The following is a 26,377-nucleotide window of genomic DNA, read 5'->3' on the forward strand; positions in this document are numbered from 1 at the left end:
GGAAGCCAGCGATTGAGGAAATTTATCGATTTTTTCAGGGGTAGCTGGAGCGGGTAGCGGGAATCGAACCCGCGTATTCAGCTTGGAAGGCTGCTGCTCTACCATTGAGCTATACCCGCGGTGGTGATTTCGATCCGTGCAGAATGGTGGAGGGAGTTGGATTTGAACCAACGTAGGCGTAGCCAACGGATTTACAGTCCGTCCCCTTTAACCACTCGGGCATCCCTCCAGCTTTCTGCTAGGATCGAGCGACCAAGCTCTTCAGATTTCGCTGCGGCGAAGCGCCGTTGCGTCGTCTGTGGCGCGTATATGACGGCCTCATTCGTTTCTGTCAACACGCCCTTTCACGAATTTTCGGGAAAAAATTCAAACCTCTTTACGGCCCTGTGGATTATCGCGGGGGCTGGTGCGCGCCTCCCGGCGGAGATATAAGGCGCTATGAGCAAAGACGATCCCAAGAACAAATCCACCCGCGACACGCACTATGCCAACCTGCGCCGCGCCGTGCGCGACGCCAAGCGCGAGCGCGGCGAAATTCCGACCCCGCAACAGCCGAAGCGCAAGAACCGCGGCGCGGACGACTGGAAGCCGCCGCAGCTTGCGCCCGATCAGGTGCATCTTTACGGCCTGCATACCGTGCGTGCCGCACTCGCCAATCCCGAACGGCAGATCGTCAAGCTCTCCGTCACCCAGAACGCCTTTGCGCGGCTGGATATCGGCGAGGCCGATGCCCAGCCCTTCCCGGTCGAGATGGTTTCCCCTCAGGATATCGACCGTGTGCTCGGCCCTGAGGCCATCCACCAGGGCGTGATGCTGGAAACCCGGCCGTTGCCGGTCAAGCGTCTGGGCGCGCTGAAGGACAGCCCGCTCATTCTCGTGCTCGATCAGGTCACCGATCCGCACAATGTCGGCGCCATCATGCGCTCGGCGGTCGCCTTCAACGCCGGCGCCGTCATTACCACCATGCGCCACAGCCCGACCGAGTCGGGCGTGCTGGCGAAATCGGCTTCCGGTGCGCTGGAGCTCATTCCCTATATCCAGATCACCAATCTGGCCGATGCGCTCGGCGAGTTGCACAAGCTCGGCTTCTTCTCCGTCGGTCTGGATTCGGAAGGCCCCGCCCCCATCGAGCAGACCTTCAGCGGTGAAAAAATCGCTCTGGTGCTGGGCGCCGAAGGCAAGGGCCTGCGCCAGAAAACGCGCGAAACCGTCTCGGCGCTCGCCCGTCTCGATATGCCCGGCGAGATCAAATCGCTCAACGTTTCGAATGCGGCAGCCATCGCCCTTTATGCAACGCAGCAATTTCTGGGCAAAGCGTCGTCCTGACGCTTCGCCTTCCTTGCGAAATCGCAAAGCGCAACGCATGCTGCGCTTTTTCGCAAGGAGCAAATTTCAACATGACCGAGCAGACCATCAAACCGACCGGCGAGCTGACGCTCAGAACGCTTGCCATGCCGGCCGACGCCAATCCGGCCGGCGATATTTTCGGGGGCTGGGTCATGTCGCAGATGGACTTGGCGAGCGGCATCCGTGCAGCAGAGCGTTCCCGCTGTCGCGTCGTCACCGCGGCGGTCAAGGAAATGGCCTTCGAGTTGCCGGTGAAGATCGGCGACACGCTGTCCATCTATACCGACATCGCCCGCGTTGGCCGCACCTCCATCACGCTGACGGTGGAAGCCTGGGCGCAGCGGTCGCGTTATGACAAGCTGGAAAAAGTCACCGCCGGAACCTTCATCATGGTGGCGATGGACGAAAACGGACAACCCACGCCCATTCCGGCAGCGGAATAAGCGCGCTGCGGCGCTGGGCGCCAGCGCCGCTCTCCATTTAAGCGGCATATATAACAACAAGCAGCATCGGCATCCCACGCCTTGCCGGGATCGTTATTGCCCCTCCCTTCCCGTCATTGTGTCGCGGTGACATTTCGCCGCAAATATGACATTCCGATTGCATGGGATTTATTCGCAGGATCATGCAGGACAGAAGTTCGGCTGGCGCCATCGCCATGCTGGCGGTTCTGCTTTTCCTTTTGCAGGGCCTTGCCAACGGCCTGACCAGCGGCAACATGGCGATGGCCGCGCTGGCAGCGGATGAGATCATCTGTTCCAGCCATATGCCGGAAGGCGGCTCCGGCAAACAGAACCCTGCCGGCAAGATCGCCGACGACTGTTGCGGCACGCTCTGCCGTCTGGCTTCGGCCACAGCCGCCGCTCTTCCGGTTATTCCCGTCGAGCGCGCGGACAATATTCTCCCTGCGGTCGAAGTCACCTTCCTGAACATCGACGCGGCGTTGCCGCCATCGCCGCCCAATCTGGAATCGCGCCCACGCGCACCCCCCTCCGCTCCGCGACGCTAGAACACTCTCCGGCCTCCCGGAAAATCAATTCTCTTGCGGAGACATTCATGTCCGTTACGACCTCTTTCGAGGGCGAGCGTGCGCCTGCGCATTCCTCGTCCGCAAATCTTTACCGCGCCGTATGGCGCTGGCATTTCTACGCCGGTCTGCTCGTCCTGCCCTTCATGATATCGCTCGCCGTCACCGGTGCGCTTTATCTCTTCCGGGACGAGTTCGACAATCTCATCCATTCAGACCTAAAGCGGATCGAAGTGGTGCAAAATGCGCCGAAAGCGCTGCCGTCCGAGATCGTGAGTGCAGCACTCGCGGCCGTTCCCGGCGCAGCCGTGAAATATACCACCCCCGCCGATCCGGGCGCGTCGGCGGAAATCACCGTCAATACGACGGATGGAAAGCGGGCCGTCTACGTCAATCCCTACACTGCTGAGGTTGCGGGCTCCCTTCGCGATCGCGGCACCGTCATGTGGACTATCCGCTATCTCCACAGCCTGAAATATTTCGGCACCTATGCCCGCTATCTGATCGAAATCGCCGCCGGCTGGTCCATCCTTCTTGTCGCCACCGGCATCTATCTCTGGTGGCCGCGAAAACAGACCGGCGGTGTCGTGACCGTGCGCGGCACGCCGAAAAAGCGGGTGTTCTGGCGCGATACCCATGCTGTCACCGGCATTTTCGTCGGCTTTTTCATCGTTTTCCTTGCGGTCACCGGAATGCCCTGGTCAGGCGTCTGGGGTGCGAAGGTCAATGAATGGGCGAATGGCAGCAACTTCGGATATCCAGCAGGCATTCGCACCGATGTTCCGATGTCGGGCGAACATCTCGACCACGTGGCGAAGACAAGCTGGTCACTGGAGCAGGCGAAAATACCGGAATCCACCCATTCCGCCGAAGACCAGCCAATCGGGATCGACGAGGCGATAGCACGTTTCGACGCGCTCGGTCTTGCCGCCGGTTACGCTGTCTCCCTTCCGGGAAAACCGACGGGCGTTTATAGCGGCTCCGTCTATCCCGACGATCTGGCGCAGCAACGGGTCGTCCATCTCGATCAATATAGCGGCGAGCCGCTGATCGATATGAGCTACGCCGATTACGGCCCGCTCGGCAAGGCGCTGGAATGGGGCATCAACGTGCATCTGGGCCAGCAATATGGCCTTGCCAACCAGATCGTGCTTCTAGCGGCCTGTATCGGCATTGTGCTGCTTGCAGTGTCTGCCGGCATCATGTGGTGGAAACGCCGTCCGAAAGGGTCACTCGGCGTGCCGCCCCTCCCGCAGGAAAAACGCGTCCTGCACGGTCTGCTCGCCATACTCGCCATCGGCGGCATCATTTTCCCGCTGGTGGGCGCGAGCCTGCTGGCCATGCTGGCGCTGGATCTGATCGTACAGTCGCGCCAGAAACGACGCGCAATCTGAAAATGAAAACAGCCGGGCGAAAATCCCGGCTGTTCCCTTGTTATCGGCAATGCGACGGCAACGGCCTTCAGAACATCGTATTGTTGTTCGCCGCCTTTTCCGGCACCTCCTGGATCACGTCCCAGTGCTCGGTGATCTTGCCGTCGGTAACCCGGAAGATATCGACGATGGCCCTGCCGCGATCGCCTTCATTTTCCGTCGAATGGATGTGCAGATAGACCAGATCGCCATCCGTGGCGCTACGCACGATCAGCGCTTTCGACTGCGGGTTTTCCTTGAAGTGGCCGGTGAAATAATCCACGAACGGCTTCTTGCCATCCGGCACCATGGGGTTGTGCTGCTTGTAGCTGTCGACGAGGACGGCGGCGCCCTTGTCAACCTCATGCTTGTTGAAGACCGTATCGTAGAACTCGATCACCAGTTTGCGGTTGGCTTCTTCCTGCGCGAAGTCCCGTGCTGCGGTTTGCGCCAGAACGGGCGCTGCCATCAAGGCGGGCACGAGAGCGAATGCGGCGATGGCAAGACGGCGTGTTACGAAATTCATGGGTGTTACCTCTCAATAACCGACGGTGAAACGCTGGCGGGAATGCTGCGGCTTCTCGATTTCATCGACAAGCGCGATGGCATAGTCTTCGAAGGAAATGCGGCTGCCCTCATCGTTGCTGAGGAGATTATCCTTGCCGATGCGGAATTTGCCCGTTCTTTCGCCCGGCACGAACTCGGCGGATGGCGACACGAAGGTCCAGTCGAGCTGCTTTTCCTGTTTCAGCCGGTCCAGGAACTCCGCGCCCTTGGTCGCTTCAGCCTTGTAGGCGGCCGGAAAATCCGGCAGGTCGACCACACGCTGGCCCGGCGCAATTTCAAGGCTGCCGGCGCCGCCGACGACGAGATAGCGCTGAACGCCGGAGGCGCGCACGGCCTCGATCAGCGTTGCCGGATCGCTGGCGGTGAAATGCACCGAACTGATCACGGCATCGTGACCCTTCAGCAGTTCCGAAAGCCCTGCCTGATCGAAAACATCGCCCTTCTTTGCCACCACATTCGGCAGGCTGGCGATCTTTTCGGGATTGCGGACAATTGCCGTCACCTGATGTCCCCGGTCGGAAAGTTCCTTCAGAATACGGGACCCGGCATTGCCGGAAGCGCCGATGAGCGCGATTTTAGCCATGGCTTCTTTCCTCTTGTCACTATCGTTACCGGTCTAGATTATAGACCGCGAAGAAGAGCTATGGTATCGCAGCCATAGCCGCAAGAAGTCAGCGGCGGCTGATCTGGTCACATGGCGATGACCTGCAAGGGTAAAAGGGCAAGGGGTAAAGAACATGGCGGATACGCAGACGAAAGAGGTTTTTGCCTTCGACCAGCCCTGCCCCATCCGCGATGTGCTCGACCGTATCGGCGATCAATGGAGCCTTTTGGTTCTGGAAGCCCTGCAGGGCGGCGTGCTGCGCTTCAACGAGCTGAACCGCAGGATCGACGATATTTCCAAGCAGATGTTGTCCCGCACGCTGAAACGGCTGGAAGAGGATGGCTTCATCCGCCGCACGCTTTATGCCGAGGTGCCGCCGCGCGTTGAATATGAGCTGACCAATCTCGGCCGCTCGTTTCTGGTGCCGATGCAATTGCTGGTGCAATGGGCTGACGAGAACCACGTTCGCATCTGCAAGGCCCGTCTGCAATATTCTGAAAATGACAATCGCAGCTGACCGGAAGCAGGCCGTGTCTAGCCCAGCCGGTAGACCTTGCAGACCAGCCCTTCCGGTTGGCGATAGGTCGTAAATCCCATCGCGTCGTAATAGCTTTGGCCGAGCATGTTGTCCGCACCGATACTGGCATCGATATTCTGAATACCCCGCGCCTCCGCCGCCCTGCGCGTTGCCGCGAAGAGGGCGGATCCCACACCTCTTCGTGCCGCCTGCGGGCTGACATGGGTGCCGATGATGCCCCAGCCTTCCGCCACGCCATAGGGATTGTCCGTGCGCGCATAACGCAGCGACTGGAAGCCCAGTATACGCCCGTCATCGTCCTCGGCGACCGAGCATTCGATACGGTCGGCGTGCTGGAGGTAATTCTCCAGCACGGCCGTAATGTCCGTCGGCGCTTTTCGGAGGCCGGCCGAGAATATCTCATTCTGAACCGCCGCCATTCCCGTTGCATCGTCAACTGTCGCAGGCCGTATTTTCATCGATACATCACCTCATATCCGTTGCGACTGGTTCCGGGCCGGCAAGCGCCGGGTATTTATTCCTTTTCAGGAGCGGAAAATGAAGGACGCACCGAAAGCGATCAGCGCGAAACCGATCACGTGGTTGATAGTGATGCTTTCCTTCAGCCAGAAGATCGAAAACAGCGCGAAAACCGCGAGCGTGATGACTTCCTGGATGGTCTTGAGCTGCGCGGTCGAATAGACCTCCGAACCGATGCGGTTGGCGGGAACGGCAAGCAGATATTCGAAGAAGGCGATGCCCCAGCTGGCGACAATCGCCAGGAAGAGCGCGCTGCCCTTGTGCTTGAGATGGCCATACCAGGCGAAGGTCATGAAAACATTGGAGGCGATGAGCATCAGGACAGGCCAGATATGGGCAGGGCTGATTGAGAACGGCATGATGGGTCCTGGAAAAAAGGGAGGGATGTCATGAAATGCGGCAGGAGAAGGCAGTCAGAAGGAAACCCTCATTCCGCCCGTATAGATTTGCTCTAGCGCATCCGCCCGAAAACCGAAATCGATTTCCGAAGGATTTGAACAAAGCTGTCTTCAGCCGCTACGCAACGCATCCGGCCGAATTTTGTTCCGCACGCTTCGTTTCCTTTTTGTACTCATTTTTTCACCGCATCCCCTTCCCTTTATGCGTGACTCCCTCCATATTTCGCCTATGGCCAGATCACCGAAAAACTCCACCTCCTCGCCCTCGGGCTTCGAGGAAGCTCCGCAATCGTCCTTCGAAGGCGCGCCGCTCAGCGGCAGCGTCGCCGATTGGGTGAAGCAGCTCGAGGCGGAAGCGGAGGCTTCCTCCGTGGAAACCCAGCGCGAAATCGCCTCGAAGGCGGGCAAGCACCGCAAGAAAATCGAGATCGAAGCGCGCAAGGAGGCCCAGAAAGCCCCCCCGAAGACGGCCAAGAACACCACGGCCTCCAAGACCGCACGCGGCGTTTCCATCGGCGCCTCGAGCGATCCGAAAACCCGCGCCGCCGCCGGTCTCAATCCGGTCGCCGGCATGGACGTATCGCTGGAGGATGCCGCCAACCTCGCGCCGGGCGCTGTCACCGCCACGGTGGACGCGCTGTCGAAGCTGATCGAAAGCGGCAATCCGCTGTTCAAGGACGGCAAGCTGTGGACGCCGCACCGCCCGGCCCGCCCGCCGAAATCGGAAGGCGGCGTCGCCATCCGCATGGCTTCGGACTACAAGCCCGCCGGCGACCAGCCGACGGCCATTGCCGACCTCGTCGAAGGCATCAATTCGGGCGAGCGCAGCCAGGTGCTGCTCGGCGTCACCGGCTCGGGCAAGACCTTCACCATGGCCAAGGTGATCGAGGCGACGCAGCGCCCGGCTGTCATCCTCGCGCCCAACAAGACGCTGGCCGCGCAGCTCTATTCGGAGTTCAAGAACTTCTTCCCCGACAATGCGGTGGAATATTTCGTCTCCTACTACGATTATTACCAGCCGGAAGCCTATGTGCCGCGCTCCGACACCTTCATCGAGAAGGAGTCCTCGATCAACGAACAGATCGACCGGATGCGCCACTCCGCCACCCGCTCGCTGCTGGAACGCGACGACTGCATCATCGTCGCCTCGGTTTCGTGCATCTACGGTATCGGTTCGGTCGAGACCTATACGGCCATGACCTTCCAGATGCAGGTGGGTGACCGGTTGGACCAGCGCCAGCTTCTGGCCGACCTCGTGGCCCAGCAATACAAACGCCGCGACATGGATTTCCAGCGCGGCTCGTTCCGCGTGCGCGGCGATACCATCGAAATCTTCCCCGCCCACCTTGAGGATGCCGCCTGGCGCATATCGATGTTCGGCGACGAGATCGATTCCATCACCGAATTCGACCCCTTGACGGGCCAGAAGACCGGTGACCTGCAATCGGTGAAAATTTACGCCAATTCGCACTATGTGACCCCACGCCCGACGCTGAACGGCGCGATCAAGTCGATCAAGGAAGAATTGAAGGGCCGCCTCGCCGAACTGGAAAAGGCCGGGCGTCTGCTGGAAGCCCAGCGGCTGGAGCAGCGTACCCGCTACGATATCGAGATGCTGGAAGCGACCGGCTCCTGCGCCGGCATCGAGAACTATTCGCGTTATCTCACCGGCCGCAATCCCGGCGAGCCGCCGCCGACTTTGTTCGAATATATCCCTGATAATGCCCTGCTGTTCATCGACGAAAGCCACGTCTCCGTCAGCCAGATCGGCGGCATGTATCGCGGCGACTTCAGGCGCAAGGCGACGCTGGCCGAATATGGCTTCCGCCTGCCCTCCTGCATGGACAACCGCCCGCTGCGCTTCGAGGAATGGGATGCGATGCGCCCGCTCACCGTCGCGGTTTCGGCAACCCCCGGCTCATGGGAGATGGAACAGTCCGGCGGCGTCTTTGCCGAACAAGTCATCCGCCCGACCGGCCTCATCGATCCGCCGGTGGAAGTGCGCTCCGCCCGCAGCCAGGTCGACGATGTTCTCGGCGAAATCCGCGAAACCGCCGCCAAGGGTTATCGCACGCTCTGCACCGTGTTGACCAAACGCATGGCCGAGGACCTGACCGAATATCTGCATGAACAGGGCGTCCGCGTCCGTTACATGCACTCGGATATCGACACGCTGGAGCGCATCGAGATCATCCGCGACCTGCGCCTCGGCGCTTTCGACGTGCTTGTCGGCATCAACCTGCTGCGTGAAGGCCTCGACATTCCCGAATGCGGTTTCGTCGCCATCCTCGATGCCGACAAGGAAGGCTTCCTGCGCTCGGAAACCTCGCTGATCCAGACCATCGGCCGTGCCGCCCGTAACGTCGACGGCAAGGTCATCCTCTACGCCGACAATATCACCGGCTCGATGAAGCGGGCGATGGAGGAAACCTCCCGCCGCCGCGAAAAGCAGATGGCCTATAATGCCGAACACGGCATCACGCCGGAATCGGTCAAGGCGAAGATCTCCGACATTCTTGATTCTGTTTATGAGCGCGATCACGTAAGGGCCGATATTTCTGGCGTTTCCGGCAAGGGCTTCGCCGATGGCGGCCATCTCGTCGGCAACAATCTTCAGGCCCATCTCAACGCGCTGGAAAAATCCATGCGCGACGCCGCAGCCGATCTCGACTTCGAAAAGGCCGCCCGCCTGCGCGACGAAATCAAACGCCTCAAGGCCGCCGAACTGGCGACCATGGACGACCCGATGGCCAAGGAAGAGGCCCGCGCCATCGAAGGCGGCGGAAAAAACAACAGACGCAGCCACTTGTCGATCTCCCCACCGGAGGGCGAGACATCCGGCGGGACGGAGACGGGTGCCGCAGCGAACGAAAGCGGCAAATCCCTCTTCGCCAAACCCTCGCTGGATGAAATGGGCCCCGGCTCGGATGCGGGAAAACCGCTGTTCCGCAGGAACACACTGGACGAGATGACAGTGGGCAGGACCGAAAAACCCGTGCGCGGCGCGGTGCCCGACAAGCCCCAGACAGAACCCGGCAAACGGTTCTCACCGTTGCTGGAGGGCCAACCGGAGCGCGCCACGGACGATCCCCGACCGCTGGTTCGTGGCAAGATCGGCGCGGGTTCCTATGAGGACGCCGGCGAGCAGAAGCGCAAGAGCCGAACCAAGGGCAAGACGGGCCGGCCGGGGCGGTGACGCACGCGCCCGCGATATTCGATGCCAGCAGGCATATGTATTGCGAAACACATGACCGGAGCACCCGCGCGCTCCGGCAGCGGCGATCAGCTTTCGCACTGCCTGATCCGCGCTGCGACCTGATCCGGACCAAAAACTTTCACCAAGTCGGCATCCAGGGCCATGGCAATGTAGTCATCATTTTCCGCCGACTTGATGTAGGTAGAGAAATAGATCGGACCGGTCGGGAGGACCCCCGCGACACAGGCGCGCAATATCTCGATCTCCGTGCTTCCCCTGATGCGTTGACCCTTGATGCGGGAACGGCGCACGTTGATATGGTCTGGAAATGGCAGCAGGGAGCGACCGCATGTATCGAAAAAATCTGGCGGCATTCTGCCTCCTCGTCACCTACACTCCGGCCTTTGCCGGACAGATCGAGGATGCGACCTTCCATAGTCCCGCCCTGAACGCGCCGCTCCCCGTCAACATCTATCGCCCGGACGGCGTGCCGCCGGGAAACGGCTGGCCGGTGCTTTACCTCCTGCACGGCCACGATGGCGACCAGAACAGCTGGCGCGATCTCGGCAATATCGAAAAGACGCTCGATACGCTCATCGCTGCCGGCGCCATCCGCCCGCTGGTTGTCGTCATGCCCGGCGTCAAGAACAGCTGGTATGTGGATTCCGCCGCTGTCGGCGGCCCCGGCGATTACGAAACGGCCCTGACCGGCGATCTGCGCCACCAGATCGAGAAAACGCTGCCGGTGCGGAAAGATCGGCAAGGCCGCGCCATCGCCGGCCTCTCCATGGGCGGTTTCGGCGCCCTGCATCTCGCCTATGGCCATGAAGACCTCTATGACGCAGTGGCCAGTCTGTCGGGCGCCATCTGGCAGAATGTCCCCGCCTCCGATCTCGACAAGACGCCGGCCGAACTCAAGCTCATTCAGGACAGCGCCTTTTTCCACCGGGTCGACCGCACCACCGTCACCAGCGGCATCGTGCTTCCCTCAACCGGGGACCATTTCTCCGGAGCCTTCGGCACACCTTTCGATGCAAGGCTCTTCAACGAAAAGAACGTATTCACCCTCGTTGCACAGCATGTGGCCGAAAGCCAGGATTTGCCTGCCACCTATCTGACCGTCGGCGACGATGACGGCTTCTTTCTCTGGCGCGGCGCCATCGCCCTGCACGAGACGCTGCAAGCCGACAAACGCAAATCCGAGCTGCGAGTGACCGACGGCGATCACGTCTGGTCGGTGTGGAAGGTCTCGATTATCGACGCGCTGAAGTTCATCGATGGGGAATGGGACAAGGCTGCCGACAAAGCCAAGGATTGAGGCGTGGGCCTCTTTCTCGTCGCCGGATAGGTCCATTACTTTCCGGCCCGCTTTTTCCCGCTCTTCCCCACCGCGTTCAACGCCACCGCTGCCCGGATCAGCGCCGCCAGCGCCTCCTCATCCACGACATCCCCCTCGTGAAAATCAATCGCCCGCCGTGTGTTTCCCTCCAGACTTGAATTGAACAGGCCTGCCGGGTCCTCCAGCGAGGCTCCTTTGGCGAATGTCATCTTCACCGCGTTCTTGTAGGTTTCGCCGGTGCAGAGGATGCCCGCATGCGACCAGACCGGCACGCCGCGCCATTTCACCTCTTCCACCACCTCCGGATCGGCCTTCCTGATCACCGCGCGAATATGCGCGAGCGTCTCACCGCGCCAGTCGCCGAGTTCCGCGATCTTCCGGTCGATGAAGTCCGATGGTGCGGTCTCCCCTGCATCTTTCGCCACCATGTTTTTCGCCATGACATCCTCCCGATTTCGACGCACGCCTGATCCTTTTTTTCAGCATAGACGAAATTTTCCTGTCCTCCCATGAGGAACCAAATCCGCCTCCCATCGTTTCCTCCCCGAACGCAACGTTCAGCATACAAAGGGAAGAAACATCATGAAAATCAAGGTCATCGCTCTCGCTGCCGCAGCAGCGCTCTCCTCTTCCGTGGCTTTTGCCCAGACGGCCACTACTGCCCCTGCTGCCGGCGCGGACGCCACTTTGTCCGGCCCCGGCATTACCATGGGCACCAAGGCCAGCGGCCCGCTGAAGTTCGTTAATGTCCAGAAGACCGACCTCACCGCCTCCCAGCTCGATGGCATGGACATCTATAACGCCCAGAACGAAAACATCGGTGAAATCGAAGATGTCGTCATCGGTGACGGCAAGTCCGTGATCGGCCTTGTGGCCAGCGTCGGCGGCTTCCTCGGCATCGATAAGAGCTATGTGGTGCTCGACCCGGCTTCCGTTGCGGTCCACAACGACAACGGCACCTGGAAGGCCTATGTCGACACCACCAAGGAAGCGCTTCAGAACGCTCCGAAGCTCGATTACGACAAGCTGGACGACTGATTACCCCTGCAGTCTCCAAGCTTGTCCCCCCGCGCCCTGTCGCGGGGGTTTTCATATGTGGCGACCTATCGGAAAACCCGGCACTCCCCGCCGGAGGGCCCTTGCCTGAGGGCGCGGCTCTCGCCTATCTTCGGCGCGCAAATAACCAAGGATCGCTGCGTGCCCGCCAATAGCCTCTTTTCCTTTGCCATCCGCACCGCCATCACGCTCGGCGCCCTGCCGCTATCAGCGCAGGCGGCCGACTGGAAACCGGCCGAGCAGATAAAAACCTATGCCATCAGCGGTAATACGGGCGGTGCGCTTTATCAATCGATCGGCGAGCGCGGCCCGACCGCCGGCGTGCAGGCCATTGCCCACACCACCTTCAAGCTGACATGGCGGCGGGATTACCGTTCGCAGCCGGATGGCGCCTGCGTGCTGGCCACCGCAAGGCCCAATCTCACCATCATCTACACCTGGCCGAAAGCGCCCGCCAATCTGCCGCCCGCAGTCGCCGCCAGCTGGAGGACCTTCATTTCCGGCGTGGAAACCCACGAACGCGTCCATGGTGACCATATTCTCGACATGGTGAAAAAGATCGAAGCCTTCAGCATCGGGCTGAGGGCGGAGAACGATCCCAAATGCCAGAAGGTGCGCGCCGTTCTGCAACAGCGTCTGGGTGAGCTTTCCAACGAGCAGCGCCAGCGCGGCCGCGATTTCGACCGGGACGAGCTTTCCCCCGGCGGGCGGGTGCATCAGCTCATCCTCGCCCTCGTCAACGGCCCCTGAACGGCCGCCTATTCCGCCGCCTCGCCTTTCAGCAAGGGCTCGGCCAGCGTCACGCTTTCCAGCTCGTAGGAATAACCTTCGAGCATCGTATAGGCCTGTTCGATTGCCTCGATCTGGGCTTCGGCATTACGGATGGCTTCGGCGATGGACTGGCTGCGGGCGCGCAGCATCGAACTCAGCACATCGGTTTCCGGCTTGCGGCCGAGACGGTCCATATGTTTGCGAACCCGGGTGCGGTGCCGTTCCAGCTCGAGAATATGGAAACGGCTTTTCAGAATATCGTCGGTCAGCTTGCGGCGCATGGCGGCCACGGGGTCGAAACTGCCGGGTTCGCGTTCGTCCAGAATGAATTCATTCACCAGCGTTTCCAGCATCAGCAGGCCCTTGAGGTCCTTGGCGTCGGCAAGCTGCGGATCGTAGCCGGTATCGTCGAATACCTTGCGGCGCACCGGATCCTTCAGCAGCTCATAGGCCGTCTGCAGGCGCGCGAATTGCTCGGCATCGCCGCCGCTGTCGGGATGCGCGGCCTTGGCCACCTTGCGGTAGGCCGACTTGATCGCCGCCTCGTCGGCATCGCGCTCCACGCCAAGCAAAACATAGGGATCAATCACAAAAACACCTTCAAACGCAAACTGTTACCCGCATGCCCAACACCGCTCCCGTCTGGCACGCGGGCGGATCATAGGCCAATTCCGCCCGGCGCGGCACCCCGCCCCGGCGGTTAAACCGGCAAAGCCCACACAAAGCCTCGCCGCGCGCCACATCAAAACGGGCGGAAAAGCCCTTGATGCCGAAATTTGTCGGGCCCAAGGCGACTATAATGACAGGCGGGACAAAATTGTGGAAAGCGGCGGCAAAACATGCCGCACGGTTTCGCACCGCGCCTGCCGCAGCCGGCGGGAAAATACCGCAGGAAGAAGCGTAACCGGCGCGTTTTCAGGAGGTTATGGTGGAAAGACGCCAACGGGTGTAAGCTTGGCCTTTGGATTAGAAGGGAGGATGATCCGATGCCGCAAACGATTACCCAGACCGTCACGGACTATGTCCATGCCATGGCCTATGCGGATGAGAGCCTGATGCGTGACGTTTTCGACCCGCGCGCCAGCATCGTCGGAACCTTCGAAGGCCAAATCGAATGGCTGTCACTGGAGGACTTTGTCGACCAGATGCGCAAAAGCGAACGCGGCCTCCCCGATCACGATCCCGCTTTTGAAATCATGGGCATCGACAAGGAAGGCGACAGCGCCTCGGTGAAGCTGACGACCCGTTTCGACGGTATGGATTTTTACGAATATCTGTCCCTGCTGGAACGCGACGGCAACTGGTCTATCGTGCACAAGCTCTATCACATAAAGCCGTAGGCGATCATCGAAACCGCCGCCCCGCATTATGCGCTTGCGCGTTCCACTCGCAGGGCCGTCCCGCGATCCGGTTATTTTGCCGCTGAAAGAACTAGAACAGGTCGCTGTAGATCGCTGTTATCCAGAGCGCGTTAAAGAAGAGCCAGATAACACCGAGCCACATGATTTTGCGGCTGCTATCGGTTCTCATCGCCACAATCGCGATAAGCAGACCGCCGACTATCCTTGCCAGATACCATGGCCCGAGCTGTTCGAAATGTTCCCTGCCCTTGATGTAGGTGTCCACCAGATCGAAGACGAACGAGGCGGCAAACAGGGCAAAGAACGCATGTCGCCTGCGCACGAAAAAACTTTCCCGTTCGGACAGCTCCTGAATGTGATCGGGATAAAGCAGCGTCGACATCAAAAAGAACAGCGACGTGTAGACCAGAACGAAAATGTAAATCCAGAAATTCCAGTTGTGGATCAGCCGCAGCGCAAATTCCCACCACCAGAAATGGACAGCTCCCAGAAGCAGGGCAATCGACCAGACGATCTGCGCATGCATACGGTCGGTTTTCTGCGGCTCCTGCAACCTTCTGGAAAGTCCGGACAACACCCTGGTAATGGCCAGGCCGAGGATGAGGCTTACCAATATCCGCAAATGACCATATGCATCCATTGAAAGCGCCCGCTGTTGCTCAACTTATCTGCCGAACAATATGCTTAAACCTTGGGGCTTTACAACTCTGGCGGATGCCCCGCCCTTCCCGATCTCGCCTTCTAGTGGGCTAAACCGGCTTCCCGATGCGAGAGTTTCCCGGGCTGGCAGGCCGAAGCCGGTCACTCCAGTTTCATCAGGGCTCAACCTCCGGGCCAAGGCAGACGCAAAGCGTCACCCGTCACACGGTTCATTCAACCAAATAGATTTCAGGATTAAGCGATTGATTTTACTGGTGCCCCCGGCAGGGTTCGAACCCGCGACCCCCTGATTACAAATCCCGTCGCACTTCGAATGATTTCAGGTGGGTGGCACCCAATGGGCTGTAAAATGAAGCCCAAAAACACCCAATGTTTCCAGTTATGTCAACATCGAATTGTAAAATGAAATCCACAGAAACCGGCCTCTGTGGATAAGCCGTTGACTCCCCCCCGCCTATCCCATAATCAGCACCAGCGCTGGGCGGCGCGCATCACAACATCAAGGGAAAACGAAACTCTGTCACAGGAGGGAAAGCCCGTGTGCGATGATGAGAAATACCAGCCGAAGCTCAGATGGGAATTGATGTGGCCTGATCTGGTCTGCCCGCACACCGGCGGCCTCGTGCAGATGTATACCGCGAAGGTCGCTGGGAGGCAGGCAGCAGCAATCAGGAAGGAGGTGGCGGGACCGCAGGCTGGAATATGGGAATGGTCTGGATGCTACGCCTATCACTTCAATCGCGTTGAGTGCGGCCTGAGGGACAGAGGCGCAGAGAGGACAGCGCGATTGGCCGTGCAGAAAGCGGAAGAATATTTCTTCTCACTGATGGCATCCCCTCGCCGGCCTCCGGTACCGGTCAAAATCAACAATGAATGGGACCCAGATAATGAGCGACCAGACCAATAAGGCCGGCGACGGCATCCACGAGAACCACTGGTGCGAGCATCCGGGCTGTAAGCAGTGGGGCGGGTTCGGCTTCAGCCGGTCGAAAGCCGAGAAATCATCCTGGCACTGCTGGGAGCACTACCCGCAAAGGGATATGTTTAAGGCGTCAGCCGCCGGGTGAGGATTTCTCACGCTCCATGCGGTCTACCCGCTGGCGAAGGTCTAGGATCACGTCTCTGGCGCCATACACGCTCGTCTGATCCTGCTTCAGCTCATCAATCTGGCGCTGCTGATCGGAATCCGTATTCGCTTGGCTCGTCCACACCCGCTCAAGCTCGGCGCGCGGAACCTGGGCCTCCCTCACCTCTTTGACGGACGATTCCATCCGGGCTCTATCCTCTGCGCCTCGCGCGGTGCGCCATTCCATTTCCTTCTGCGTCACCATCTTATCGACAACAGCCGTGATCGCTGACTGTGCCGTTTCGGCGTTCTTCGCAACGATCAGGTCAAGCCGATCCTGCCCTTTGCTGAGGCTGTTGTAAAAGAACGCCCCGCCGGTCGCGAGGACAGTAAAGCACACGCCGGCCGCAGCCCAGATAACCGGCCACTGGGTCTTGCTTGAGTTCCGAAGCTCATTCGACAATTGCGAAATGCTGGTGTTGATCGTCTGGAACCCGGTGTTCATGTTGGACCGGAGATCGACAATATCCTTGCCCTGGTTCTCAACACGCTCGGATAATCGGGCATACTGAGCCATCGGATCGAAGCCGTTGCTGCTCATATCTTGGTTTCCTGCCATTATCCCAGCCTGCATGCGAGTAAAAGAAAGCCCCCGGCCATAGGTCGAGGGAGAGTGTTAGGCGAGCAGCGCCGCAATTTTGGTTCTGAGTTGCGCTGTATCTGAAGCCGCCAGAACCGTGTGCCCCGATTGAGCGGGGTTAGTCGAAAACGTCAAATGGGAAGCATCGCCGCTAATGAGCACATCGGAGTTTCCAGAACCGTTGGTCGCGCCGACATAGCCTGTCCCCGTGATCGGTGCGCCGCCGGCCTTCGTCGTTCTTGGAACGGTGATAATGCCGACGTCATTGTAAGTCGCAGCTTCAGCAAACAGTTCGGTTTCCATAGTCGATAGCCAAGCGCTTGCGCCACTCCAGTAGGAGCCTAGAATAACAATCAACGCCTGTGGGTGGGCTGCGCGGGCCTTCTCAACCGAAGCGCGGAAGTTGGCACGGACGCCCGCCGAATTTCCTACCCACGGATCATTCTGAGACAGGCACAGGAAAATGATGTCCCACGCTTCATCTGCCAACGAATAATCCATCGATTGCAGGATGTTGTTACGGTTGTTCGAGCCGCCACGCGTGAGAAATCCCGTCCCGCCGATGGCCGCATTTTCGCACGCAGCACCCAGCATGAGCGCTATCTGGTTTGACAGGCCCATCGGAGACCAGAAATAATTCTCCCCGGCGGTATTGGCCCCGTGGGAATAGGCCTCAACCTGGCTGTCTCCGTAGAAGATGGCTTTGAGCGGGCGTGGATCAGCAGCGGCGATGGTATAGCCCGCCTCGACCGAGATATTGAGCAACGGGCCGTTACCCGACTGCAACTCAAGCTCAATGGTCCGCATCGCGGATGAGCCGAAAGAAATCTTTGTGTATGTCTCAACCGCACCTGCCGCGCCGACGGTCGGCTTGAACCCAGCGCGGCTAACGTAACGCCCGTCAACAATGAGATAATACCTCAGGTCGGCAGTCGTGTTGGGAATTTGAAACTCGACGTTGGGTGATGCTGTCTTTATGCCGAGACGATAAGGGGCCGTTCCTTCACCCACGTTCGGCAGGTTTGGCGTGTATGCCGTTGCACCAAGGCCGTTCAAATCGCCAGCGGATGGCATCAGGTTAGGCCCCGCCACATAAAGGCGGTTCTGTCCGGCGCCAGAGTTGCGAACATACTTGCGCCCAGGCGACACAAGCATCTGTGCCGGGTTAAGCCCGTAGTTAGCCCGCACGGTCAGCGCTGCATCGTGGGTTGTCGCGAAAGTCAAAGTGGGCGGCGACGACATATCGGCAAGCTCGATAGGGTTGTTGCCATTATACGCCGTCGCAGCAGCTTGCACTTTTTCTATAGTCGCTTTCAGTCGCGGGTTGATGCCCCCGACCCTACCAGCCAACCCGAGAGACAGGCCAAGTCCAAGACCGATCATTGTGCAATCCTCTTGTTATAGTCGTCTGCCCATGCTTGGCAGTCCTTGGCCAGCTGGTCGCGATTGTCGGCGGCGACGTTCCAGCGCCACGAATGGATCACCCACGGCTCATCGCGTAGCTTCACGCGTTCCATCAGGGCGGTGCAGGCGGCAGGGAGAACGAGAACCGGCTGACGTGCGGCAGTCTCGCCTTTGACGATAGATGCAGCTTTCAGCCGCTCCTTGTCTGTCTGGCATCCAGTCAGCGCAATTGAGGCGATAAGGATTAGCGCTCGGATAGCCATTTCTTGTCGCTTTCGTTGGGGCGGGAAAGGGTAGCGTCCTTGGCGGCTTCTTCGGCCAGCCGTTCAACCTGCGCCTCTGCTGCCTGTTTCGCCTTGGTGGCCTCGTCAGCACGTTTCGTGGCTGCGGCAAGCGATTGGTTAGCCGCCTCACGTAGCTCGCGCTCCTTATTAAGCTGTGCCTGAAGCGCGTCACGTTCCGACTGCTGCACGTAACCGGCCAGCGCCTGCCGCCGCACAGCAGGGTTGTCGATCGTCTCATTGTAGAGGTGAGCGAGCGCAAGCATCGCCAGCGCTCCGACCGCCATGTAAATGTAGCTGAGGACGCTCATAGGCCAGATACACACAGTTCGGCTTCTCCAAGCCGCTGCGCGTCTCCCATTTCACGACGAACCACAAGACCGCGCACAATCTGGCCGCCTGCCCGGTTGAATGCAGTCTGCGCTTCACATGCTGCGCGCCACTGTCCACCTTCGATGCGAGCCTTGGCCGTTGATCGGCACCAAGCGCCAACGCCGAAGTTGTAGGCGCCGGAGATCATGGATGCACGCACGCTGATGGGTGCGTTGCGTAGGTTCGGTGAGCACTTGATGATGGGCTGCTGAAAATCGCTGTAAACGCGACGGATCAGCATGTCCTTGCACTCTGCCGGCGTCCGCGTCATTCCCGGCTTAATGCCCTTCGTTTCGCCGTAGCAGATGTCCCAAATTTTGGCGAACGGGTCCCAGTGGGATTTGAGAACCAGTCCCTCCCAAGGCATGATCAGCTTTTCGCTGGCAAGGATAACAGCCGGGTCCATCTTGGTGTCGGGCGTGTAACGATCATAGACCGCATAGCTGCCGGCCGAGATACCAGCCAGCACCGCTGCAATCGCTGCCTTAGCGCGCTTTGTCGGCGCTATCTTGTTGATCGGCATCAAGGCCTCCTTGGGAGATAATTCGGAACAGGGGAGCGAGAACGAGAACTGCGACCGGAACCCACCACGGCAGGTAATCCGCGACGTAGGGGACGGCGTTCTCAGCGATCTGGAGAGCCGTCGCGATGTAGACAGCCCAAAGGGATGAGGCGCGCAGAAGCACGCGCCGCCAGTTGCGGATGAGCATGGGGATGTCCTGATTGTGGGCGTGGGAGCCAGGTTACGCCGTGACGGCTTCCGCCCACATGGCGTCAACCTGCTCTTCGGTCAGACCGAGAGCGGCAGCGATAAGCAACAGCGTCGGATGATTGCGGTTGAACGTGCTGGCGTCTGCCCATTCGATCTTGGCTTCTTCCTTGGCCAAACCGTTTGGCATCGAGGCGATAGCCGCCTCAACTGAAGATAAGGAAATGCCGCTCCTTACGAGCGTCAGGCGCAGCTGACGCCGGGTGATCGGCGGCAACTCGTTTTGTGGGTTGAGGAAAGAGAGGACTTCCGGGTTATCTTCTTCCAGAAGCTCCTCCGCTATCCCTTCCTGGAACAGGGCATAAAGGCCGCAAACGTGGCCGGCGGCGTCTCTTTGAACAAAGAATGACATTTCGACCCCCCTTTTGTGATTAAATCGTGTAACCCCAACAGTCGATGATCATCATCTTGTTGGCTTCGTTGGGACAGGTACTTTGCAAGGCGTAGAAGAAATCTCGGCGCCCCGTTGCGATCGGCATTCGCACGTCTTGCGCGATGACATCCAAGCCCATCCCATTGATAACCCATTCTTGCGTTTTTGCTCGGTCCAGCACGCGCGACAAGTTCCATCTGCTCGGCATAACGCGAAGCGAAACGCAGCCAGTGCCTGACGCTGGGAACGACGTAAACCCGCGTTCGACAGTAAGAATTAAGCTTTTGGCCGTGGACGGGACCAGCCCCGGATATAGCGTGTCGATATTAAGACTGCCGCTGCCGTCCGCGACGTTTACAGCGTTGATCATGTTTCTCGGCATGAAATCCACGCCGTCGTCAAACCAAATTTCACTCATGCAGATTACCCCCGTTGCAATAGCGGCCCTTATTAGACAATCTTGGATTGAATTCAATATTGCTGATGTTGTATTTTCGGCTCAGAATTTTTTAGGTTCGCCCCCGTGGGTCAATCCATCCTCTGGTGATCAAGTCATTGGAGAACAGCGAGCCGCCAATGATCGAGACTCCGAACTGAATCTGCGCGGATGTGTTCGTGAATATTCCGCCACTGATGTAGACGTTCCCGATTTCTTGGTTGGCAACCGTAGTGACATACGTCCCCAAGGCCCCGCCAGCATTTGCAAACTGTGTCTGGATGTTGCCGACTGCATTTTGCGCTTGCGTGGAGAGCAAGATGGGCTGGACAACGACTCCGGTTGGAACCGTCAATGCAAGGAGAGTTGACGCTTGCGCCGCAGTGGATGATCTGTTGTTAATACCGACATTGAGAATGAAGGTATCGCCGTTCTGTGTAAAACCTAGAATGGTGCCGCCTGACCGGATGATTGAGCCAATGCGACGTTTGCGATCATAATTCGCGGGCATCGTTGGCGCCGTTGCGGAGAGTGAGAACAGCGCATCGACAACGCCAGTATCAGAGCGCTGGATGAGCCAGATGTGATAGGTGTTGTTGCCGATTGAACCGGTATCGAGGCCGCCGTTACCAGTGCCGACCGCCCATGCCGCGTCTAGGCGCTTTGTGAGGGAAGAGGCGAGAATCATCAATACGGGGTTCGTCTCGGTGCTTGCAGCCTCACCAGCAGCAATATCAATGTCGTTCACGGGGTCTGAAACGCTGTTAGAGAGCGTCAACCCGTAGATATGCCCTTTGAGTGCAGCACTGACATTGTTGCGGACTTGCGCTTGTTGGGCTGCCGTCAATGTTTGGGCGACATAGGCTACGAGCGAAAAGTCAGATCTCATAGCCTCGATTGAAATAGCTCCTGTACCGCCCGCCGTGATTGGCAATGGGTCATTGAGAAGCGCGTAGATATCGTCTATCGTGCTGTTATATTTTGCCGACTCCACGGTTGTATTAGGAACGGCTGTTGTTCCGGGGGGCTTTGAGGCTACCCCTGATCCATTGCGTGGCATTTTTGCAACACCCCTATGCTGGAGATATGATTGAAAGAAATCGACCACGACAAACAGGAATTCACCCGCCCGCGCTGGGAGGCGTGGGAGAAGGAAAAGGCCAACTTTGAGAAAGATTATGGACGTGAATTAACCCCCGGCGATCTGATCCGGTGGCTTGCTCCATTTGTCGTGATTTCTGTTGTCTTGTTTCTCTATCGCGAGGGCTGGCCGTTCTAATTGGCCATAGCCGCAGATGCGTTTGTGGTGCCGATGAGTGCACGAACGACCGCATTACGCACTTCGGAACTGATCTGCCCTTGCTTAACGGCGCCATCCAGAACAGTTTTGGCGGACTGCGGTGAGGACGTCATAAGCGCCTTTGCAATGAGATCTCGCGTCTGACTGTTTCTACCCTGAACGCCTTGGATGGACCGAGTAAGCGCCTGCAACGCTGCACCCTTGAAATTGCCGGTAGCGAGAGCGCCGAGCATCGAAGGGTCGAAGCTCTGAACATCCATGATGTCCGCGAAATTATCAGCTGTTCTTGACCCTCCAAGAGCCTGAGCCGAAGTTTCGAACATCCGCTGTTCGCGTTTGATCCGGTCCATAAGCTGTGGCGCTTTCCCCGGCTGTGCGAAGGCAGGGAATTCGGCCATCGTGGCATCGGTGACCAGCGGGCGAGCACGGTTCGTCATCGGACCAGCGGCGTTCTGGATTTGCGCGATCTGAGGATCTACATAGCCGGCGCGGAATGATGCCTGCTGTTCCGGTCGCGTGAGCTTGGCGAAGGTATCGAGATTGTCCTCAACTCGACCAGCCTTTGCTGCCTGCCGACCGATATTTGCAGCTTCGATATCCTGACTCTGCTGACGGAACGTGTTGCGGGCCTGAGCATAAGGCTGGGAAGCAGTCTCCAGCGCTTTGTCAAGCTCATTCCGGATGGGTATCAACTGACGCTGGACGGTCGGGTTTGCCCGCTCGATCATGCTGTCAAGTTCAACCTTTGTTCGGAACGCAGTGTCGAAGTCGCTGACGATGTTCTGTCCGTCCGTAAGCATCCCGCGGGCGCGGCGTACCGTGCTTTCTACGCTGTCGTCAGGCAGCGGAGACGTGGGAATGCCCGCGCCGCCGGGAGAGAGAAAATCATCAGCCTTGGCAATCGCCGCAGTCGGGTCAACCGTTCCGGCCGCCTGACGTGCTGCGCCATAGTTCACATCAGCATCCGCCGATCGCAGCGCAGTCAAGGCCGCTTCCGTCTGTGCCTGCGTCTGTGGATTACCGAAACCTTCCTCAAGAGCCATTTGCAGCCTACGGCCCTGCCCAGCCTGACGACGCTGGAGAGCTTCGACAACTGCCGCCCGCTCATCACCCGGAGAACGCACGACGCCAGACAGCATCCGCTGGCCGGGATTACCAAGGCTGTCAGCGACGGTGTAAACGTCCTGCCCATCCGCGGCGGCGCGGGTTAGATCATCAACCACATCGTCAGCAGACTTTCCGGATCGGGCCAAGGCTTCAGCTACAGCAGTGCGCGCGCGCCCCTGATTGCCAAGTCCGACCATGCCGCCGATGCTGTTGAGGGCCGAACCGCCCAAAGCCATGACAGGACGGGCAATAGCGCCAGCCGCGCCACCAACCAATGTGCTTGTGCCAATATCCTCATCATGCCCGTAAGCCGTAGCGGCACCCTGTCCAGCCCCGAGAGCTGCGTCACCTGCCATCTTGCCGGCGAACGTTGAGCCAATGCGATTGACGAGGCTGGGTGCAATAGCCTCAGCGCCCTTGAGCGCAAGATTTCCGGTGGTTGCCCCGCCATAAACTGCGCCGCCGATTGTCGCAGCCGTATTCGCAACCGGGTTTTCCTCTGCGTACTTGTCCCGAGCAGCATCATAACCGCCACGGTTCATATCGTAGAGTTCGCCAACTGTCTTGCCTTCGAACGGGCTTTCACCCGGGAGCATGGCAATGCCGCGCTGTGCAAGAGCATTGAGGCCGGCGGCCGCTTTGCCGGGAAGCCCGAACCCCATCTCATCGGCAAAGACCGTAGAAGCATCTACAGGCTGCGGTCCCGGCTGAGGGGCTTCCTGAGCAGCAGGGGCGGATTCCTGACGACGACGGCGCGCCTTTGCCAGTGCAAGCGCCTTTTGCTGTTCAATGGTCAATTCTGCCATAGCTTGCGCTCTTCCGGGGTGAGAAGTTTCCAGTCTTCGGCGTCAACGCCTTCGGGCGGGGTGTCAGCACTCGTTTCAGCCTTGAAGCCCGCCAGCGGGTTAGGAAGCTCGCGAAGCATCTTTGTAGCGTCCTGACGGGTGATTTCGCCAGTCATGACGCGCTGCGCGATATCGCCCTGCGCCTGCTTGTACTGCGCAAGCCCACGCATGGTGTTCAGGATGCGCTCATTGCCTCCAGGCTGGTTCCACAGAGACGGAAGCGAACGAGTGAACAGTTCAACGTCACGGTCAGACATGGAACCGGAACCGGGCTGGCGCTGTGTCGGAACGAGCCGGTTGATGAGTGCCTGAGCGGCCTGAATATCACCCATTCCCTCACCACCGATGCCATACTTCGCAAGTGCGCCGGAAACGCCATCGAGCGTGCCACCACGGCCCGCCATAAGCGTTCCAAGTTCGTTGATGACGCCAAGATCCGCGCGGGCGTTCATACCTTCGGTAGCCATCACGTCGAGGCTTTCAGCCTGTTTCTCGGCAAGCTTCTTGTCGAACGCACCTTCTGCCTTCTGGTCGATGTTGACCGTTGTGCCACCGCCGTCAATTTGCTGTATCTTGTTGTCTGCACCGATCTGATAAGCCTTGCTGGGATCAAGCCCCAACTGTTGTTCTTCTGCGTCAGTGAGCGTGCGGAAAGTATCAGGCTTTCCACCATAGACCTGCTCGACCGTTCCCTTCTTTTTGTCGGCCCTGAAGATTGATCCGTCCTTACCGGAGATGATGTCATACTCAGGCTGAGGATTACGCATCTGCTCAAGTTCAAGCTGACCCTTCTGAAGTTGAAGCTGACGCAAGGGGTCCTGCTCTTGCATCCTTTGCTCAAGCATCGTCGTCGCAACGGCCCGCTGTTGTTCCGTTAGCCAAGGGTTGTTCACGGCCGCAATAAGCTGCTGCACTGATGGCCCAGATCGAGAAGGAGCCTGCGGAGCGGTTGGGAACCCTGCTTGCTGTGCGGCTTGTGGCTGTGTTGCTACCGCAGCAGATGGAGCGGCTGGGAAAGCGCCTGTGGCGCCCTCTTCCGGTCCGGCCTGACCCGTCAATGCACGAATGATTCCGCGCCTGGTGTCTGCCCGAGCGAGTTGCGGAGATCCGCTCACAAGATCGAATGGCAGTCCGTTGCCTGTCGGCCCTTGTAGGGCAGCCATTTCCTGCGGCCTGCTGTTCGGAGCCGAAACCATCGGGTCAACGTATCCAGACGGGGGTGCGGCCGTTTCTATTGCCTGAGGCGCTGACATACCTGCGGACGGATCGAGACTGGCTACCTGCGTAGGCCCAAGTGCGCTCATAAACCGCTGGCCATACTCTCCGACGCTTGTGCCGAGGGAGTCTTTTCTGCCAGTTTTACCAACTCCACCGGGACCACCAAACCATGCCTGTGCAGCACCTTCCGGGCCAAATTTGTCAACATATCCCTTGAACTGATGGTCGAAGATTGCATCTTGCAGTTCTGGATTCGCCATGAACTCTTCGGGCGTTACCTCCCGGCCAAGCGCAGCTTTCGACCAAGGTCCAATATTTGACTCCATCACCTGATAACGGCCAAGCGCTCTCCCCATCTTCGGATGAGTAGGCCCAACGGCGCTATAGTCGCCGCTACCCTTGCTCTCGATAGATGCTATCGCATCGCGATATTCGTTCGTCCCGCCAGGCGCAGGGGATGTAGTCGCCACCTCTTTTGCAAGACCGGAAGATGACGCGGATTCACCAAATCCAGATAGCAGGGGCGCGAATGCGGCATTGGCCGATTCCTGACCCGCCGCTTCGGCCTTGTCTGCTCGCCGCCCAAGCACGTTAGCGACAATCCCATCGCCAAGCGCGTTCAATCCTTCACCGATCGTTGTCGGCGCGCGCCCATTTGCCATTATCTGGGCAATAAGGGCGCGTTTCCTTGCCAGAGACTGCGGCGTTTCGTTCGTATCGCCGCCGATGAGAAAGCCAGCTTTCAGAGCCATGTTATTTGTACCCCATCAGACCGAGTGCGGTTCCGTAATCGACGCGGCGCTTTCCGTCCTTGCCGCGCACGACAGCCTGAGGCTTCTCTTTTTCGACTTCCGACGCCATGAGGCCAAGTTGCTTAGGCGTTCCCTTCGGGTCGTCCTTATAGCGGAACTCCCAAAGGCCCATTTCGCCCTCGATATCGCCAAGGCGTTTCTTATCTTCCTTGGCTTCATCTTCCGACAAGCCAATAAGCTTTCCGCCGAGTCCCATCACTCCACCCAGGATACCGCCCATTGTCGCCTGCTGCTGCTTCCATGCGTCAAGGCGCTGCTGGTCGTAGTTTGAGATAATGCCGGCGTTATCGGTTGTGGGGATCGTTGGCATATTTGTGCCCATGAAATTGGGCTGCGAAACCTGCCCACCGTTCAGAAGCGCCGAGATTTGGTTGATGCGCTGGTTATCTTCGGTGAGAATTTCCTGATTGGCCTGATTGCGCCCCTGAAGCATAAGCTGCGTATAGGCGTCATTGGCCTTCTGCCCCTGCGTTGCCATCTCGCGGTCATAGGCCAGAGAACCCGCTTTGATACCCTGATTGGCAAGGCGGGTGCGCAGGGCCTCGTCCTGCTGGGCCAGGGCCGGATCAAGCCTTGCTCGACCAAGCTCCATAAGCCGGGCTTCGGTTGCTTCATTGCCAAGCTTGAAATTGTCTGTGAGCTGGTTTCCGAGCTTGCCTGACAGCGTGTTGCCGAGGCTCGCCAAGTTCAGACTTGCCGCGTCGTTCTGCTGTTTGATTGCCTGCTGACCGGCCGAAAGCGTCGTGTTGCGCGTAAACGTCGGGATGTCGTACGTCTTTCCGGTGTACGGATCGTAGATACTCCGCATTCCAGACTGCGTGACGGTCGTGGAACCGTCTGGCGTGTTTTCATTCACATTGCCGAGATAAGCATTGGCAATTGCGGTTGCCACAGACGTACCAGTCTGGGCCGCGCTTGTCTCTTTCGGATCGGTCGGAGCCGGTGCCTTCTTGCCCATG

At 59.0% G+C, this 26,377-nt stretch carries 32 protein-coding genes and 2 tRNA genes; 12 read left to right on the forward strand and 22 right to left on the reverse strand.

The genetic code is table 11. The features are described from left to right. Positions 1–45 precede the first annotated feature (45 nt). Together PIB16_RS18905 and PIB16_RS18910 are read right to left on the reverse strand one after the other, a co-directional pair. Positions 46–119, reverse strand: a tRNA-Gly gene (locus PIB16_RS18905). Between the two features lie 25 nt (positions 120–144). Beyond that, positions 145–229 (reverse strand) — tRNA-Tyr (locus PIB16_RS18910). Between the two features lie 209 nt (positions 230–438). Between PIB16_RS18910 and rlmB the strand changes: the two genes are divergently transcribed. The 4 genes from rlmB to PIB16_RS18930 all read left to right on the forward strand — a co-directional run bounded on the left by rlmB (position 439) and on the right by PIB16_RS18930 (position 3,768). Next, complete coding sequence (gene rlmB / locus PIB16_RS18915; RefSeq protein ID WP_003522448.1) at positions 439–1,326, forward strand: 23S rRNA (guanosine(2251)-2'-O)-methyltransferase RlmB; 888 nt, start codon at positions 439–441, stop codon at positions 1,324–1,326. A 71-nt stretch (positions 1,327–1,397) separates the two neighbouring features. Beyond that, positions 1,398–1,790 carry an acyl-CoA thioesterase gene (locus PIB16_RS18920; protein ID WP_063949081.1) on the forward strand — a complete coding sequence of 131 codons (393 nt, stop codon included), beginning with the start codon at positions 1,398–1,400 and terminating at the stop codon, positions 1,788–1,790. Between the two features lie 161 nt (positions 1,791–1,951). Then, complete coding sequence (locus tag PIB16_RS18925; protein ID WP_125145633.1) at positions 1,952–2,356, forward strand: DUF2946 family protein; 405 nt, start codon at positions 1,952–1,954, stop codon at positions 2,354–2,356. Positions 2,357–2,403: 47 nt separating this feature from the next. Then, entirely contained in the window at positions 2,404–3,768 is a 1,365-nt protein-coding gene (locus PIB16_RS18930) for a PepSY-associated TM helix domain-containing protein (protein ID WP_271046166.1), read from the forward strand. Between the two features lie 67 nt (positions 3,769–3,835). Here the strand turns inward: PIB16_RS18930 and PIB16_RS18935 are convergent, their stop codons facing one another. Next, complete coding sequence (locus PIB16_RS18935) at positions 3,836–4,312, reverse strand: nuclear transport factor 2 family protein (RefSeq protein ID WP_271046167.1); 477 nt, start codon at positions 4,310–4,312, stop codon at positions 3,836–3,838. A 12-nt stretch (positions 4,313–4,324) separates the two neighbouring features. After that, complete coding sequence (locus tag PIB16_RS18940; protein WP_271046168.1) at positions 4,325–4,936, reverse strand: NAD(P)-dependent oxidoreductase; 612 nt, start codon at positions 4,934–4,936, stop codon at positions 4,325–4,327. A 154-nt stretch (positions 4,937–5,090) separates the two neighbouring features. Here PIB16_RS18940 and PIB16_RS18945 point away from each other — a divergent pair, with 154 nt between their 5' ends. Then, positions 5,091–5,474: a winged helix-turn-helix transcriptional regulator gene (locus tag PIB16_RS18945; RefSeq protein ID WP_003522442.1), complete on the forward strand. Its 384-nt coding sequence runs from the start codon at positions 5,091–5,093 to the stop codon at positions 5,472–5,474. A gap of 17 nt (positions 5,475–5,491) precedes the next feature. On the opposite strand, the gene PIB16_RS18950 is transcribed toward PIB16_RS18945, so the two are convergent. Together PIB16_RS18950 and PIB16_RS18955 are read right to left on the reverse strand one after the other, a co-directional pair. Beyond that, positions 5,492–5,914, reverse strand: a complete 423-nt coding sequence (locus tag PIB16_RS18950) for a GNAT family N-acetyltransferase (protein ID WP_080856533.1) — start codon at positions 5,912–5,914, stop codon at positions 5,492–5,494. Between the two features lie 105 nt (positions 5,915–6,019). Further along, positions 6,020–6,373, reverse strand: coding sequence for a DMT family protein (locus tag PIB16_RS18955; protein WP_271046169.1), 354 nt, complete (start codon positions 6,371–6,373; stop codon positions 6,020–6,022). A gap of 268 nt (positions 6,374–6,641) precedes the next feature. On the opposite strand from PIB16_RS18955, the gene uvrB reads away from it, so the two are divergent. Next, a complete protein-coding gene (uvrB, locus tag PIB16_RS18960; protein WP_080856534.1) occupies positions 6,642–9,608 on the forward strand; it encodes an excinuclease ABC subunit UvrB in 2,967 nt (988 codons plus the stop codon). Between the two features lie 86 nt (positions 9,609–9,694). Here uvrB and PIB16_RS18965 read toward each other — a convergent pair whose 3' ends face one another. After that, positions 9,695–9,982 carry a hypothetical protein gene (locus PIB16_RS18965; RefSeq protein WP_236780872.1) on the reverse strand — a complete coding sequence of 96 codons (288 nt, stop codon included), beginning with the start codon at positions 9,980–9,982 and terminating at the stop codon, positions 9,695–9,697. Here PIB16_RS18965 and PIB16_RS18970 point away from each other — a divergent pair. After that, positions 9,958–10,926 (forward strand): alpha/beta hydrolase, encoded by a 969-nt coding sequence (locus PIB16_RS18970; protein ID WP_271046170.1) that lies wholly within the window; start codon positions 9,958–9,960, stop codon positions 10,924–10,926. The genes PIB16_RS18965 and PIB16_RS18970 overlap by 25 nt on opposite strands. A gap of 35 nt (positions 10,927–10,961) precedes the next feature. On the opposite strand, the gene PIB16_RS18975 is transcribed toward PIB16_RS18970, so the two are convergent. Then, positions 10,962–11,387 (reverse strand): DUF1801 domain-containing protein, encoded by a 426-nt coding sequence (locus PIB16_RS18975; RefSeq protein ID WP_271046171.1) that lies wholly within the window; start codon positions 11,385–11,387, stop codon positions 10,962–10,964. A gap of 142 nt (positions 11,388–11,529) precedes the next feature. On the opposite strand from PIB16_RS18975, the gene PIB16_RS18980 reads away from it, so the two are divergent. Further along, on the forward strand, positions 11,530–11,985 hold the full coding sequence (locus tag PIB16_RS18980) for a PRC-barrel domain-containing protein (protein ID WP_003522438.1): 456 nt from the start codon (positions 11,530–11,532) through the stop codon (positions 11,983–11,985). 159 nt (positions 11,986–12,144) lie between these two features. Then, positions 12,145–12,753: a DUF922 domain-containing Zn-dependent protease gene (locus tag PIB16_RS18985; RefSeq protein WP_271046172.1), complete on the forward strand. Its 609-nt coding sequence runs from the start codon at positions 12,145–12,147 to the stop codon at positions 12,751–12,753. A gap of 8 nt (positions 12,754–12,761) precedes the next feature. Here PIB16_RS18985 and PIB16_RS18990 read toward each other — a convergent pair whose 3' ends face one another. Next, complete coding sequence (locus PIB16_RS18990) at positions 12,762–13,364, reverse strand: J domain-containing protein (RefSeq protein WP_003522436.1); 603 nt, start codon at positions 13,362–13,364, stop codon at positions 12,762–12,764. Between the two features lie 396 nt (positions 13,365–13,760). Here PIB16_RS18990 and PIB16_RS18995 point away from each other — a divergent pair, with 396 nt between their 5' ends. Then, on the forward strand, positions 13,761–14,114 hold the full coding sequence (locus PIB16_RS18995) for a nuclear transport factor 2 family protein (protein ID WP_271046173.1): 354 nt from the start codon (positions 13,761–13,763) through the stop codon (positions 14,112–14,114). A 91-nt stretch (positions 14,115–14,205) separates the two neighbouring features. Here PIB16_RS18995 and PIB16_RS19000 read toward each other — a convergent pair whose 3' ends face one another. Next, positions 14,206–14,775 (reverse strand): hypothetical protein, encoded by a 570-nt coding sequence (locus PIB16_RS19000; protein ID WP_065655864.1) that lies wholly within the window; start codon positions 14,773–14,775, stop codon positions 14,206–14,208. Between the two features lie 907 nt (positions 14,776–15,682). Here PIB16_RS19000 and PIB16_RS19005 point away from each other — a divergent pair. Continuing rightward, on the forward strand, positions 15,683–15,862 hold the full coding sequence (locus PIB16_RS19005; protein ID WP_174039391.1) for a hypothetical protein: 180 nt from the start codon (positions 15,683–15,685) through the stop codon (positions 15,860–15,862). Here the strand turns inward: PIB16_RS19005 and PIB16_RS19010 are convergent. The 9 genes from PIB16_RS19010 to PIB16_RS19050 form a co-directional block, all read right to left on the reverse strand. Beyond that, a complete protein-coding gene (locus PIB16_RS19010; protein ID WP_271046174.1) occupies positions 15,848–16,462 on the reverse strand; it encodes a hypothetical protein in 615 nt (204 codons plus the stop codon). The two genes, PIB16_RS19005 and PIB16_RS19010, sit on opposite strands and share 15 nt — an antisense overlap. A 75-nt stretch (positions 16,463–16,537) precedes the next feature. Further along, complete coding sequence (locus PIB16_RS19015) at positions 16,538–17,884, reverse strand: SGNH/GDSL hydrolase family protein (protein ID WP_271046175.1); 1,347 nt, start codon at positions 17,882–17,884, stop codon at positions 16,538–16,540. Beyond that, positions 17,881–18,168, reverse strand: coding sequence for a hypothetical protein (locus PIB16_RS19020; RefSeq protein WP_271046176.1), 288 nt, complete (start codon positions 18,166–18,168; stop codon positions 17,881–17,883). The genes PIB16_RS19015 and PIB16_RS19020 overlap by 4 nt, the downstream gene beginning before the upstream one ends. Beyond that, positions 18,150–18,512 carry a hypothetical protein gene (locus tag PIB16_RS19025; protein WP_271046177.1) on the reverse strand — a complete coding sequence of 121 codons (363 nt, stop codon included), beginning with the start codon at positions 18,510–18,512 and terminating at the stop codon, positions 18,150–18,152. Before PIB16_RS19025 ends, PIB16_RS19020 begins: the two co-directional genes overlap by 19 nt. Continuing rightward, complete coding sequence (locus PIB16_RS19030) at positions 18,494–19,081, reverse strand: lysozyme (protein WP_271046178.1); 588 nt, start codon at positions 19,079–19,081, stop codon at positions 18,494–18,496. The genes PIB16_RS19025 and PIB16_RS19030 overlap by 19 nt, the downstream gene beginning before the upstream one ends. Then, entirely contained in the window at positions 19,044–19,268 is a 225-nt protein-coding gene (locus tag PIB16_RS19035) for a DUF7940 domain-containing protein (protein WP_271046179.1), read from the reverse strand. Before PIB16_RS19035 ends, PIB16_RS19030 begins: the two co-directional genes overlap by 38 nt. A gap of 33 nt (positions 19,269–19,301) precedes the next feature. Next, positions 19,302–19,679 carry a hypothetical protein gene (locus tag PIB16_RS19040; RefSeq protein WP_271046180.1) on the reverse strand — a complete coding sequence of 126 codons (378 nt, stop codon included), beginning with the start codon at positions 19,677–19,679 and terminating at the stop codon, positions 19,302–19,304. A 19-nt stretch (positions 19,680–19,698) separates the two neighbouring features. Further along, positions 19,699–20,118 (reverse strand): hypothetical protein, encoded by a 420-nt coding sequence (locus tag PIB16_RS19045; protein ID WP_271046181.1) that lies wholly within the window; start codon positions 20,116–20,118, stop codon positions 19,699–19,701. Positions 20,119–20,209: 91 nt separating this feature from the next. Then, the gene (locus PIB16_RS19050; protein WP_271046182.1) at positions 20,210–21,196 is read right to left on the reverse strand and encodes a hypothetical protein; all 987 of its coding nucleotides are present in this window, start codon (positions 21,194–21,196) and stop codon (positions 20,210–20,212) included. Positions 21,197–21,226: 30 nt separating this feature from the next. Between PIB16_RS19050 and PIB16_RS19055 the strand changes: the two genes are divergently transcribed. Continuing rightward, complete coding sequence (locus PIB16_RS19055; protein WP_271046183.1) at positions 21,227–21,415, forward strand: hypothetical protein; 189 nt, start codon at positions 21,227–21,229, stop codon at positions 21,413–21,415. Here PIB16_RS19055 and PIB16_RS19060 read toward each other — a convergent pair. Genes PIB16_RS19060 through PIB16_RS19070 form a run of 3 tightly spaced genes read right to left on the reverse strand, consistent with a single transcriptional unit; the run spans position 21,412 to position 26,376 of the window. Beyond that, positions 21,412–23,349 carry a hypothetical protein gene (locus PIB16_RS19060; RefSeq protein ID WP_271046184.1) on the reverse strand — a complete coding sequence of 646 codons (1,938 nt, stop codon included), beginning with the start codon at positions 23,347–23,349 and terminating at the stop codon, positions 21,412–21,414. The genes PIB16_RS19055 and PIB16_RS19060 overlap by 4 nt on opposite strands. Beyond that, on the reverse strand, positions 23,337–25,358 hold the full coding sequence (locus tag PIB16_RS19065; RefSeq protein WP_271046185.1) for a hypothetical protein: 2,022 nt from the start codon (positions 25,356–25,358) through the stop codon (positions 23,337–23,339). Before PIB16_RS19065 ends, PIB16_RS19060 begins: the two co-directional genes overlap by 13 nt. A 1-nt stretch (position 25,359) precedes the next feature. Further along, complete coding sequence (locus PIB16_RS19070; RefSeq protein ID WP_271046186.1) at positions 25,360–26,376, reverse strand: hypothetical protein; 1,017 nt, start codon at positions 26,374–26,376, stop codon at positions 25,360–25,362. Position 26,377 lies beyond the last annotated feature (1 nt).

The organism is Agrobacterium sp. ST15.13.015, from assembly GCF_027871645.1.
Classification (GTDB): Bacteria; Pseudomonadota; Alphaproteobacteria; order Rhizobiales; family Rhizobiaceae; genus Agrobacterium; species Agrobacterium leguminum.